Origin of the sequence: Kocuria sp. PD6 (assembly GCF_031844145.1) — a bacterium.
Lineage (GTDB): Bacteria > Actinomycetota > Actinomycetes > Actinomycetales > Micrococcaceae > Kocuria > Kocuria marina.
Genome location: NZ_JAUZUS010000021.1, coordinates 1 through 12,003, shown reverse-complemented (window position 1 = coordinate 12,003; position 12,003 = coordinate 1). Strand labels below are relative to the sequence as shown.

The 12,003-nt window shown below is 68.9% G+C and carries 13 protein-coding genes, 1 pseudogene and 1 riboswitch; of the genes and pseudogenes, 10 read left to right on the top strand and 4 right to left on the bottom strand.

Annotated elements, in window-relative coordinates; all coding sequences use genetic code 11:
* The first annotated feature begins 108 nt into the window (after window positions 1-108).
* A complete protein-coding gene (locus Q9R22_RS12915; RefSeq protein WP_159450063.1) occupies window positions 109-258 on the top strand; it encodes a hypothetical protein in 150 nt (49 codons plus the stop codon).
* Window positions 259-604: 346 nt separating this feature from the next.
* Window positions 605-1,153, top strand: coding sequence for a DUF3093 domain-containing protein (locus Q9R22_RS12910; protein WP_231559544.1), 549 nt, complete (start codon window positions 605-607; stop codon window positions 1,151-1,153).
* A 39-nt stretch (window positions 1,154-1,192) separates the two neighbouring features.
* On the opposite strand, the gene Q9R22_RS12905 is transcribed toward Q9R22_RS12910, so the two are convergent.
* From Q9R22_RS12905 to Q9R22_RS12895, 3 genes and pseudogenes are all read right to left on the bottom strand, one after another.
* The gene (locus Q9R22_RS12905; RefSeq protein WP_311254289.1) at window positions 1,193-1,888 is read right to left on the bottom strand and encodes a metal-dependent transcriptional regulator; all 696 of its coding nucleotides are present in this window, start codon (window positions 1,886-1,888) and stop codon (window positions 1,193-1,195) included.
* 44 nt (window positions 1,889-1,932) lie between these two features.
* Window positions 1,933-3,213 (bottom strand): annotated as a pseudogene (locus Q9R22_RS12900) (Nramp family divalent metal transporter).
* A 191-nt stretch (window positions 3,214-3,404) separates the two neighbouring features.
* On the bottom strand, window positions 3,405-4,046 hold the full coding sequence (locus tag Q9R22_RS12895; protein ID WP_019311260.1) for an isoprenylcysteine carboxylmethyltransferase family protein: 642 nt from the start codon (window positions 4,044-4,046) through the stop codon (window positions 3,405-3,407).
* 115 nt (window positions 4,047-4,161) lie between these two features.
* Between Q9R22_RS12895 and Q9R22_RS12890 the strand changes: the two genes are divergently transcribed.
* Window positions 4,162-4,494 carry a helix-turn-helix transcriptional regulator gene (locus tag Q9R22_RS12890; protein WP_019311261.1) on the top strand — a complete coding sequence of 111 codons (333 nt, stop codon included), beginning with the start codon at window positions 4,162-4,164 and terminating at the stop codon, window positions 4,492-4,494.
* A complete protein-coding gene (locus tag Q9R22_RS12885; protein WP_019311262.1) occupies window positions 4,491-5,189 on the top strand; it encodes a cation transporter in 699 nt (232 codons plus the stop codon). Before Q9R22_RS12890 ends, Q9R22_RS12885 begins: the two co-directional genes overlap by 4 nt.
* A 55-nt stretch (window positions 5,190-5,244) precedes the next feature.
* Here the strand turns inward: Q9R22_RS12885 and Q9R22_RS12880 are convergent, their stop codons facing one another.
* Window positions 5,245-5,397 carry a hypothetical protein gene (locus Q9R22_RS12880; protein WP_156125410.1) on the bottom strand — a complete coding sequence of 51 codons (153 nt, stop codon included), beginning with the start codon at window positions 5,395-5,397 and terminating at the stop codon, window positions 5,245-5,247.
* A gap of 352 nt (window positions 5,398-5,749) precedes the next feature.
* A riboswitch (cyclic di-AMP (ydaO/yuaA leader) is annotated at window positions 5,750-5,938 on the top strand.
* Window positions 5,939-5,943: 5 nt separating this feature from the next.
* Here Q9R22_RS12880 and Q9R22_RS12875 point away from each other — a divergent pair.
* The 6 genes from Q9R22_RS12875 to Q9R22_RS12850 all read left to right on the top strand — a co-directional run bounded on the left by Q9R22_RS12875 (window position 5,944) and on the right by Q9R22_RS12850 (window position 11,736).
* Window positions 5,944-6,603 carry a C40 family peptidase gene (locus tag Q9R22_RS12875; RefSeq protein WP_019311264.1) on the top strand — a complete coding sequence of 220 codons (660 nt, stop codon included), beginning with the start codon at window positions 5,944-5,946 and terminating at the stop codon, window positions 6,601-6,603.
* 455 nt (window positions 6,604-7,058) lie between these two features.
* Window positions 7,059-7,427: a metalloregulator ArsR/SmtB family transcription factor gene (locus Q9R22_RS12870; RefSeq protein WP_311254288.1), complete on the top strand. Its 369-nt coding sequence runs from the start codon at window positions 7,059-7,061 to the stop codon at window positions 7,425-7,427.
* Window positions 7,424-8,338, top strand: coding sequence for a cation diffusion facilitator family transporter (locus Q9R22_RS12865; RefSeq protein WP_019311266.1), 915 nt, complete (start codon window positions 7,424-7,426; stop codon window positions 8,336-8,338). Before Q9R22_RS12870 ends, Q9R22_RS12865 begins: the two co-directional genes overlap by 4 nt.
* Window positions 8,339-8,386: 48 nt before the next feature.
* Window positions 8,387-9,073 carry a thioredoxin domain-containing protein gene (locus tag Q9R22_RS12860; protein ID WP_019311267.1) on the top strand — a complete coding sequence of 229 codons (687 nt, stop codon included), beginning with the start codon at window positions 8,387-8,389 and terminating at the stop codon, window positions 9,071-9,073.
* Window positions 9,074-9,164: 91 nt separating this feature from the next.
* Window positions 9,165-11,096, top strand: coding sequence for a cytochrome c oxidase assembly protein (locus Q9R22_RS12855; RefSeq protein ID WP_019311268.1), 1,932 nt, complete (start codon window positions 9,165-9,167; stop codon window positions 11,094-11,096).
* On the top strand, window positions 11,089-11,736 hold the full coding sequence (locus Q9R22_RS12850; RefSeq protein WP_019311269.1) for a vitamin K epoxide reductase family protein: 648 nt from the start codon (window positions 11,089-11,091) through the stop codon (window positions 11,734-11,736). The genes Q9R22_RS12855 and Q9R22_RS12850 overlap by 8 nt, the downstream gene beginning before the upstream one ends.
* Window positions 11,737-12,003: the final 267 nt, after the last annotated feature.

Below are 12,003 nucleotides of genomic sequence, written 5' to 3'. Positions count from 1 at the left end.
GCTACACCAAGGTGCAGGTGAAGCAGTACTACTACGCCGAGGACAAGTACGGGAATTCTCACGAGCACGGCAGTGACTACTACCAGTACAGCTTCAACCACCACGGCGGTGAAACCTGGGGCGGGGGGGCAGTGGCGCCACTTCAATCACCACCAGGACAAGAAGGTGTACCACGTGGTCAAGTACCGCTACTGGGACGGTCACGGCTGGTCGGACTGGTACAAGGACGTGAGCCACAAGACCGGCCTCGGGCACTGATCGCGCTTTGGTGGGGGCCATCCAGCTTGTGGCTGGCCCTCACCCACATAACATCGGTGAGGGCCCCATCCGCACGCTGTCGTGGCTGGTGACAGCACCCCGCAGCATTGCTCTTGCACCACTGGATGCAATTCTTGGGCAGCAGAACCGTGGCCTCCAGGTCCTCGACGGGGGCTCCCGAAGTGCCGGGTATCGATGAACACTCCTCACTTGTCGCCCATCACAAAGTCATTTCTGGGTGGGGCAGTGATCGGGCCGAACCAGAAACCCCAGATCGGACGGGATCTGCTCCCCGGGATCACGGACCAGAAGGTCCGCGGGGGCGCTGTCATGAGAGGGTTGCAGCATGTCCCATCCTGCGTCCCCCGGCGTCTGCCCACCCGATGAGTCCCGCAGCGCCCAGGGATCCTCCCCGGCCGAACCTGGGGCCGAAAACCTTCCCGCGAAGGCCGCCCCTGGGGCGGTCCTGTACGAGGAACGGTTGTCGGCCGCGTGGTGGATGTGGTTGCTCGTGCTCTTCGCGGGCCTGGTGGGTTTCATTGCCCTGGCCCCGATCAACATGTGGGCCGGGACGGCCGTCGGGGCCGTGGTCGCCGGCGGCACTGCGGTGGCGTTGATTGTTTCGAGCACCGGGATCGTGATCACCGGGGAGTCGTTGCAGGTGGGGCGGGCCCGTATCGAGCGTCGGTTTGTGGGCGAGGCCGAAGCGTTTCGCGGCAGCGCCGTGCAACGGGTGCGGGGCCCCGAGCTTGACGCCCGCGCCTACATGAACTTCCGCGTCTCCGTGGGCCCGGTGGTCCGCATCCAGATCACCGATCCCGTGGATCCCACCCCTTATTGGTTGACCTCGACCCGTCACCCGGAGCGCATCGTCGAGATCCTCTCCGCCGGCTGAGACCGGCGTCCTGTGAGGGGCTCGTCCGGTGACCAGCTCTCAGAGGCTCCGGAGAGTATTGAGGATGGTGATGGGTGTCACCCAGATGGCCTCGGCTTCCACCGGGGCCAGATCGATCGCGGTGTGCTGGTTCCCCGGTACACCGGTGGTTCCGCTGGCTCCCTGGGCGATGACACGAAAAGGCCCGCCCGGCACGAGGCCGCAGGCGCGGAACCGGGTCAGGAGTTGCGGGTCGGCATCAGAGAGACGAACGATCTCGTATCGTCCCGGCCTCGCCCTGGTGAGCCGGGTGGTGTTGAGTGGGCGGCGGGTGCGTCCCTGCGCGGTGGGGATCGGGTCCCCGTGCGGATCGGCCGTAGGCCGTCCCAGCTGGGCGTCGATGCGCTCGATCATCGCGTCGGAGACGGCGTGCTCGAGACGTTCGGCCTCGTCGTGGACCTCCTCCCACGGATACCCCAGGGTGGTGACGAGGAAGGTCTCCAGCAGTCGGTGCCGGCGCACCATCGCGACCGCGTACGCGCGCCCCTGCGGGGTGAGGGTGACGGGTTTGTAGGGCTGGTACTCGACGAGCCCCTGGGCGGCCAGTCGCTTGACGGTGTCGGTGACGTTGGGGGCGGAGGTCCCCATCCGCGCCGCCAGGGCTGTGGTGGTGATCGGCGGGTCGCCCCATTCGGTGGCCGACCAGATCGCCTTGAGATAGTCCTGGGCGACCGGGGTGATCTCACTCAAGTCCATGGGATCCACGCTACCGAGTGCCGCGCCGGAGCTGCCGGGCCCACTCAATCGGCCCCGGTGGCGGTCAGGATGATCAGCGCCAGATTCAACGACACGATCAGGGCCACGACCACCCAGGCGGCGACAGTCAAGGCCACCTTGTTCACGAAGGCGCCCATCAGATCCCGGTTGCTGCTCAGTCGCACCAACGGGATCAGGGCGAAAGGGATGCCCAGGCTCAGCAGCACCTGGGACAGCACCAGCGCCCAGGTCGGGTCCACCCCGACGGCGATGATGACCAGGGCCGGGATCAGGGTGATCAGCCGGCGGGTGAACACCGGGATGCGCACGTGCAGCAACCCGCCCATGATCGCTGATCCGGCGTAGGAGCCCACCGAGGTCGAGGCCAGACCGGAGGCCAGCAACCCGATGCCGAAGGCGACCCCGACGGCCGGGCCCAGGGCGGCGGTGATCGCCGCATGGGCTCCTTCGATGCTGTCGGTGCCGGGCACCCCGGCGAGATTGCCCGCGGCCAAAAGCAGCATCGCGATGTTCACCGACCCGGCCACGAGCAGGGACAGCAGCACGTCCCACCGGGTGGCGGTCAGCAGCCGCGGCAGGGCCTCGGCGGGCACCGAGTGCCCGTGGCGGTCCCGCGCCAGGGCGGAGTGGGCGTAGATGGCGTGGGGCATCACCGTGGCCCCGAGCATGCTCGCGGCCAGCAGGACCGTCGGGGTGCCCTCGAACCGTGGGACGATCCCGGCGACGGCCTCGTCCCACGACACGGGGCCGAAGAACAGGCCGGTGACGAAACCGGCGGTGACGATCGCCAGTAGGCCGGTCACGACGAACTCGAAAAACCGAGGGCCCCGGCGGGTCTGCAGGACCAGCAGCAGCATCGAGATCACCCCGACGATCACGCCCCCGGCCAGCAGCGGGATCCCGAAGAGGATGTGCAGGGCGATCGCCCCGCCGATTACCTCGGCCAGGTCAGTGGCCGCGGCCACCAGCTCGGCCTGGACCCAGTAGGCCAGCCGCCAGCCCCGGGGCAATCGGTCGCCCAGCAACTCGGGCAGGCTCGATCCGGTGACCAGCCCGACCTTCGCCGAGAGGTACTGGATGAGTACCGCCATGGCATTGGCGGCCACCAGCACTCACACCAACAGGTACCCGTACTGGGCGCCGGCGGTGAGGTTCGCCGCGACGTTGCCCGGGTCCACGTAGGCGACCGCGGCCACGAAGGCTGGACCCAACAACCAGGGCAGCGGTTGGCGGCGCACCCACCGCTCTCCTGGGGAAGTGGCGGCAACACCTGTTGAGCCGGTGCGCCCGGTCCCGGTCCTCATAGAAAGTTAAGCTATACGAACTTTCCGGCGCGGGGAATGGGGGCCCGGCCTCGAGGGCTTGGTCATGCCCCCAAACGTGCGCGCGCAGGAGGGGCTGGGCGCCTCGACAGCCGATCACAGGGGCATGGAACTCCGGACGGTGCTGGTCTCCTGGGGTGGGGGAACTGTCGGCCAGTGGTGGGGTCCTGGGTTCAGGGGGTCAGCTCGCCCAGGGGTGCGGGGCGGAGTCGGCCGAGACCGGGCATGAACCGGCCGACATGAGCGGCGTAGGAGGCGTAGGCCTGTCGGTGGGTGCTCAGCAGGTAGGGCTCTTCGACGAGACGGACCTGCAGCTCCACGGCCACCAGCAAGCACAGCCACGCCGCTGCAGTGACCACGGTGGGCACCAGGAGGGTCAGGCCGGCCAGGGTGGTGAGCATCGCGGTGAAAATCGGGTTGCGGACCACGGCGAAAGCCCCGGTGGTGACCAGCTCGGTGCGTTCGGTGGCGTCGACACCCACCCGCCAGGAGGCGCCCATGCCGGCCTGGGCGGCTAGTACACCGAGGAAACCCACCACGGTGACGACCGCCCCGGCCCAGGACAGTGCTTGCGGGAGCCGGGGTGCGGCCACGGTGCCGGTGAGGGCCAGGACGGGCCCGGCCGCACCGAGAACCAGGGCGGCCGCGAACAGGATCCCGCCCCACCACTCGGGCGAGCCGGGCGCCCCGCTCACCCCGCGGAAGCCGCTGGAGCCGGTGCGGCGCCGGTGGATCCACGACCGCACACCGAAGGCGGTCACCAGGCCGGCCAGGTACAGGCCCAGCGCCAGAGCCGGGGCCACTTCCGACATCATCACGGTCCTCCTCGATCCGGCAAACGCAGCACGCCCCGGGTGACCCGCTGGTGCGCCCGAGGAGTGCCAGCAGGCCACCCCTCAACAGTACACAGAAACCTGTACCGTAGGGGGGATGACCGCGGTGACCCCCACCCATACTTCGGCCCTGTCCCGGTTGGGCCATGCTCTCTCGGACGGGACCCGGACCCGGATCCTGCTGTCCCTCCGAGACGCCCCGGCCCGGCCCTCGGAACTGGCTCAGGCCCTGGGGGTGTCCAAGCAGGTGATCTCCAACCAGCTGGGGTGCCTGCGCGGGTGCGGGCTGGTGACCTCCACCGCCGAGGGGCGCAGCACCTGGTACTCCCTGGCCGATCCCCGCCTCGGGGCTGCCCTGGGGGACCTGCTGGAGCTGGTGGTCACCGTGGACCCGACCTGCTGCTCCCCGGAAGGATGCACCTGCACATGACCTCCCTGACCCTGGACCCCAAGCCCATCGCCGATGCACGCCGGGCGGTGCTGCACCGCAGGGTGCGCTGGATCGTGGCCGGCACCATCACCTACAACGTGCTCGAGGCGGTCATCGCCCTGACCGCCGGCACCATCGCCTCCTCCTCGGCGCTGATCGGCTTCGGCCTGGACTCGATCGTGGAGGTCCTCTCCGCGGCGGCGGTGGCGTGGCAGTTCGCCGCCCCGGACCCGCACCGACGGGAAAAGGTGGCGATGCGGGTGATCGCGTTCTCCTTCTTCGGCCTGGCTGCCTTCGTCACCGTCGATGCGATCCGCGCCCTGCTCGGGGCCGCCGAGCCGGAACACTCCCCGGTCGGGATCGCCCTGGCCGCGGTGAGCCTGCTCATCATGCCGTTCCTGTCCTGGTTCGAACGCCGCACCGGCCGGGAGCTGGGCTCTGCTTCTGCGGTGGCCGATTCCAAGCAGACCCTGCTGTGCACCTACCTCTCCGCCGTGCTGCTGGTAGGCCTGGTGCTCAACAGCACCCTGGGCTGGTCCTGGGCCGACCCGCTGGCTGCGCTGGTGATCGCCGCCGTGGCGGTCAAGGAGGGGCTGGAGGCCTGGCGCGGAGACGCCTGCTGCACTCCCGTTGCGGTCCTCACCGCCGAGGACGGTGCACACTGCGGTGGATGCGGTCCCAACTGCGCCCACTGAGCACGGTCGGCACGCGTCGGCGCCCCGAGACGAGGACGCCGGGGCGCACGGCTTCTCAGGAACCGAGGTAGACGGAGATCGCGGCGAACAGCGCAACTCCGCCGGTGAGCAGGATCGGTCCCGGCACGCTGGTGTCGCCTTCGTGGGCTTGGTCGGGCATCTCCTCGACCACAACGCTGGCTAACGTTCCGCCAGTCAGTGCGAGCATGGACAGAGCCCAAATTTCCGGGGCTTGATGCAGCGCGAAATATCCCAGGATGGCCGCGGGCTTCGCTCTCGATCCACCCGCCGCGCCTTTTGAAGTGGCTCCTGTCCCCACCGCTGTGTGGGCGACGACTCCCCGCGCAGCGTCCACGCACCAACAAGCCACCTCACTCAAAGCGCAGAGCGCCCCGCCTTTCTCGGGAAATTAACAGGAAAAAGCCGACAACAATTCAGGTCTTCATCAAGCCTTGACCACTTCTTTACGATCTCTATACATTCCCGAATCGGATTGTGATTGTTTCGTAATCTCCTTGTACTCTTCAGTGCGTGCCGACCACTGATCCTGTCGGCGCCCTCGTGGCACATCGCCGAGTTCTGCCGGTGCTCGGGGTTCCTGAAGAGAAATCGCTTGGCAGAAGCGGGGGAACCATTACCGGTCCCGGTGTACCGGGGCCTTGGGGTTAAGTCTCAGAGCGCGTGCGTTCTGCGGCCGGGTGTCTCCCACCCGCATCCGACAGCTCACCTCGTAGGCAAAGGGAGGAACTCCACCATGTCGCTTTTCAAGCAGCACACTGCCCGTCACCGCGCCCAGACCTCCTCGCGCGCCGTGCGTACCACCACCGTCGTCGCCGCCGCCGGCGCAGCGCTGGTGGGCTCCATCGCTCCGGCCCAGGCCTACGCCGAGATCCCCGCCGCCTCCGGGTCCTCCTATGCGGCTCCGGCCTCGGCGATGGCCGATCTGGCCTCCTACACCACCCCGGCCCCGGTCGCCGCGCAGCCCGCCGCCCCCGTCGACCAAGCCCCGGCCCCGCAGCAGAGCGCCGCCACCTCGAGCGTGAGCCCGCAGTCCACCGCCATCACCGAGATCGCCCCGGCCGCCGGCGGCATCGTGGGCACGGCCATGCAGGGCGTGGGCACCGGCTACGTCTGGGGCGGGACCTCCTTCGGGGCCTGGGACTGCTCCGGATTCACCGGCTGGGTCTACGCCCAGAACGGCATCGACATCCCCCGCACCAGCTTCCAGCAGATCGCCGCCGCCACCCCGACGTCCAACCCGCAGCCTGGTGACCTGGTGTCCCAGAACGGCGGCAACCACATCGGCATCTACATCGGTGGCGGCAAGATGGTCTCGGCGCTGAACCCGACCCAGGGCACCTTCGTCCACTCCGTCAACGCCATGCCCGTCGACGGGTACTACACCTACCGGTGAGTCTCGCCGATGTGGTGAAGGCCGGCCGGTGGGCTCATCCGTCAGGTGCGGAGTGCCCCGCCAGGATCATCGTCGATGGACCGCATGGGTGCACTCGGATGGACCGCATGGGTGCACTCCGCAGCTGTAGCCGCAGACTCGAACGATTGCCACGATCCTGTCGATGTGCACACGCCAGCGAATCGGCACACGGGGAGCAGTCCTGCGGAGAGGATCGGAGAGTGCTCATGGCCTTGCCCTGTCTTCCGCTGGACGCGGGCAGTGCTTATCCTGCTCCGCCTCGGCATTGGAGCGAGAGCCCTTAGGGTGCAGCGATGGCTCGGGGGACGGGGATGCCGCAGTGGCGGACGGCACCCCCGTCCGCCCTCACCGTATGAATACGAGCTGGACATTGCCCGATCATCAAGGGAAGCCCCTCATCTCCTTTGATACAGATTCTGCTGTACGGTTATTGGATGAGGATCTTGTCCCCGGTCGCGGCGATGTCCCGTTTCGGCAAAGCACTGGCCGATCCCACCTGGGCCGCGGTGCTGCTGCAGCTGCAGCAGGGCCCAGCGGTGCCCTCGGAACTGGCGGCCCGGATCGGGGTGAGCCGGCAGATCGTGTCCAACCACCTGGCCTGTCTGCGCGACTGCGGGTTGGTCGTGGGCGTGCCGGTGGGGCGCAACGTGCGCTATGAACTCTCGGACCCCAAGCTGGCCCACGCGTTGGAGGACCTGCTGGGCACTATCCTCACCGTCGAACCGGTGTGCCGGTGCGGGACACCCGAGTGCGCCGCCGAGGCCCTCGCCGATGACGCCACCACCCAGGAGATTCCGGTATGAGCGGCGAGCACGATCATTCCCACGCCGGCGCCGGGCGGAGGGGGAAACTGGCAGTGGTGTTCGCCATCACCGCCACGATTATGGTCGCCGAGATCATCGGTGCGGTGGTCTCGGGCAGCCTGGCGCTGCTGGCCGATGCCGGGCACATGTTCACCGACTCGGCCGGGCTGCTCATCGCCCTCACCGCCGCGACCCTGGCGCTGAAACCGGCCACGGACAAACGCACCTGGGGGTACCAGCGCGCCGAGATCGTCGCCGCGGCCGCCCAGGCCTCGGTGCTGCTGGCTGTGGGCGGGTTCATCGCCGTCGAAGGGGTGCGCCGGCTGTTGGAGCCCCCCGAGGTCGAGTCCACGGCCATGCTGTGGTTCGGGGTGGTCGGGCTGGTCGGCAACATCATCGGGCTGGTCATCCTCGCCTCGGGCCGGGGGGAGAACCTGAACATGAAGGCCGCGTTCCTGGAGGTGGCCAACGACGCCCTGGGCTCGGTAGCGGTGATCGTCTCCGCGATCGTCATCGCCACCACCGGGTGGACCCGGGCGGATGCGGTCGTGTCCTTGTTGATCGCCGCCCTGATCGTGCCGCGGGCTCTGATCCTGCTGCGCGACACCATCGAGGTCCTGATGGAAACCACCCCGAAGGGCCTGGACCTCGAGCAGGTCCGCACCCGCTTGGAAGCCCTGCCGCACGTGGTCGGTGTGCACGATCTGCACGCCTCGCGCATCGACTCCGACACCCCGGTGCTCTCGGCCCACGTCACCGTCCACGACGGCTGCCTGAACGCTGAGCACGCCGGGGTCGTCCTGGCGGATCTGCAGGCCTGCGTGGCCCGTGACTTCGACGTAGCCATCGAGCACTCCACCTTCCAGATCGAACCGGCCTCCCACCGCCACGATGAGACCCTCCACCCCTAGCCCCCTCCACCGGTACGCCCTGCTGCCGGAGACAGAACGGACACCCCTGTGAGTACTACCGCCAGCCCGCCCACCCCAAAGCAGAAGCCCTCCAAGGCCAAGATCATCGTGTGGGTCCTCCTGGTCGCCGTCGTGGCCGCCGTGGCCATCCCGATCCTCATCGCCCGTGCCAACTCCACCCCCGAAACGGTGCCCCAGGGCCAGGGGCAGGTCGTGCGGGAGAACAGCCGGGTGCTCTCCCAGGCACCGGACGAACAGGCCGTGCTGGTGGAGTTCCTGGACTATGAGTGCGAAGGGTGCCGGGCCGCCTACCCCGTCATCGAGGAGCTGCGGGCCGAGTACGCCGACACCGTCACCTTCGTCCACCGCTACTTCCCGCTGCCGGGCCACCGCAACTCCATGAACGCCGCCCTCGCGGTCGAAGCCGCCGCCCAGCAGGGACAGTACGAGGCGATGTACCAGCGTATGTTCGAGACCCAGGAACAGTGGGGGGAGTCGGCCGAGGACCAGAGCGCGGTCTTCCGCGGCTTTGCCGAAGACCTCGGCCTGGACATGGCCGCCTTCGACGCCGCGGTGGCTGATCCGGCCACCCAGGAGCGCATCGAGCTCGATGTCGCTGACGGTGAGGCTCTGGGGGTGGGTGGGACTCCCACGTTCTTCCTCGATGGGGAAGTGCTCAACCCCGAGTCCCTGGAAGGCTTCCGGGACGCCGTCGAAACCGCAGCCACCGACTGACCCAATGGTCACCCCACCCCACACGCCCACCCCGCCGGTGGTCCTCCCCCCGCCTCCCGGCCCGACGCCGACTGGACGGCGCCGGCGCGCCATGGCTGCCGTCTACATCGGTATCGGGGTGGGGACCTTGGCCGTGCTGTGGGTGGCCCTGGGATCCTCCGGGGCCACCGCGCCCCGGGAAGTGCTCGATCCCGGGGTCCTGGTGCGCTGGGGGTTGCCGCTGGCCACGACCGTGCATCACCTGGCCATGGGCATCACCTGGGCCGGGCTGGTCTTCGCCACCACCGTGGTGCCCCGGTCCACTCCGGTCCCCGGAGCGGGACAGACCAGGGCCGAGCACCCGGCCTTCGCCCGGGCCATGACGGTGGCTGCGGCCGCGGCCGCGGTGTGGACCCTGGCGGCGGTGGCGATCATCGTGCTCAGCTACGCCGACACCATCGGGGCTCCCGTGTCCGGCTCGGCCGAGTTCACCGGGCAACTGGGTTACTACGTGACCCGCCTGATCCCCGGCCAAGCATGGGCCGTCACCGCGGTGGCCGCGGCACTGACCACCACCCTGGCCGTGCTCGTTCGTTCCCCGGCGGCGGTGGCCGCCACCGCCCTGGTGGCCCTGGCCGCCGTCATCCCGCTGTCCCAACTGGGACACGTGGCCGGGGTCGATGATCACAACGGGGCCGTCAATGCTCTGGCCCTGCACCTGCTCGGTGCCGGGATCTGGACCGGCGGGATCATCGTGCTCGCCCTGCTCGCCCCGCTGCTGACCGCCCCCGCCACCGGCCACGGGTCAGCCCGGACCGTGCTGGAACGCTTCTCGGCCCTGGCCGGGGTGGCTTTCGTCCTGGTGGCTGTCTCGGGAGTCATCAACACCGTCTACCGGATCGGTGGCTGGGACGGGCTGGACTCCGGCTACGGGGCGCTGGTGATCGCCAAGACGATCGCCACCGTGGCCCTGGGCGTGCTGGGGTACCTGAACCGCCGGGCGATCACCGCCGGCACCCCGACGCTAGGCCGGGTGTGGCGGCTGATCACCGTGGAGGTCTTCATCCTCTGCGCCGTGATGGCCCTGGGCGTGGCCCTGGCACGCACCCCCACCCCGGTGCCTCTGGAGAGACAACCTGACATCACCCCCGCGGAGATCCTCACCGGCTACCTCCTGCCCCCGCCCCTGAGCTTCTCCGGTTGGTTCACCCAGTGGCGCGTCGACTGGCTGTGGATCGCCGTGGCGATCCTCGCGGCTTGCCTCTACCTGGGCGGGGCCCGACACCTGCGCCGCACCGGCGCACCATGGCCGGTGGCACGCACGGCCGCATTCCTGGCCGGTCTGGTGCTGCTGGTCTACGTCACCTGCGGAGCGATGGCCCTCTACGCCCCGATCCTGTTCAGCGTCCACACCGCCGCCCACCTGCTGCTGAGCTTCCCGGTGCCGCTGCTGCTGATCGCCGGAGCGCCCGGCCGCCTGGCCGCGGCCCTGGTTCCGGTCCGCACTGACGGCAGCACCGGGTGGTGCGAGCTCGCCGCTGCATGGCGCACCTCCCGGGCCGGGGCCCTGCTGGCTCACCCGGCCCCGGCCGGGATCCTGATGCTGGCCGGGCTGGGCGTCTTCTACTACACCCCCGCCTTCGCCGTGGCCCTGCACACCCACGTCGGCCACGAGCTGATGAACACCACCGCCGTGGCCCTGGGCCTGATTTTCGCTACCGCCGCGCTGGCCGCCCCACCGGACCGCAGAGCGGTGCGCACGCAGGCCTTGGTGCTGCTCGCGGTGGCCACCGTGCTGGGGATCTGGGTGGTGTTCACGGCCCTGTCACCGACGGTGATCCAACCAGAGTGGTTCTCCGGACTCGGCCGAGACTGGGGGCCTTCTCCGCTGGCGGATCAACAATCCGCGGCCCATTCCATCCTCTTGGCCGGGGTCCTGCCCCTGTTGGCCGCGGCCCTGGCCGTCCTGGCTCGAAGACACCAGCACGGCACCACCGACGCCACCGTTGATCGAGGAACCCCCAAGGACATCCACCATGGCTGAAACCACCACCAGCGCCCACCGCCACCCAGGCGCCGGCCCGGTCGCCGAGGAGCACCTGCCCGGATTCGCCCGTCGCCGCCCCTTCGCCCTGGTCCTGTTGGTGACCGGGGTGATCGGGTGGGTCGCCTCGGCGATTCTGGTGCTCGAGCGCCTTCAGCTCTACAAGGACCCGGGCCACGTCACCAGTTGTGACATCAACCCCTGGGTGTCCTGCGGGCAAGTCATGGGCACCTGGCAGTCGGAGCTCTTCGGCTTCCCCAACCCGCTGATCGGCATCGTCGCCTTCGCGGTGGTGATCACCACCGCCATGACGATCCTGGCCGGGGCCCGCCTCGGGCGCTGGTACTGGGCGGGCCTGCAGGTCGGGGTCACTCTCGGGGCGGTGTTCGTGATCTGGCTGTGGTCCCAGGCCCTGTTCGCGATCTACATCCTGTGCCTGTACTGCATGATCGTGTGGGCGGCGATGATCCCGCTGTTCCTCCTGCTCACCGTGCGCAACCTCGCCCACGGCGTCATCCCCGCCCCGCCCCGGTTGGTGCGCTTCGCCACCGAGTGGGCCTGGACCCTGGTGGCCATCGCCTACGTGGCCGTGGCTGCCTCGGTGTTCTTCCGCTTCTTTTCTACCTTCACCGGCCTCTGACCCACCCCTGAACGATTCCGGCCATAGCGCCCCTTCAAAGATGCCATGGCCACGATGTCCAGCGACCCGACAACTGCCCCCTGGATCTTGCCGCAGCACCTGCTGTTGGATGTCCTCGAACAACAGCCAGAGGGCCCCTGCCATGGCAGGGGCCCTCTGGCTGTTCCCGACGGTGCCGCGCATCCGGTGACACGACGCGCTCCGTTTGAGGGATGGAAGCGACCACCATTAGTGGGACACCCACGCCAGTGCTGCCCCTGCTCATCG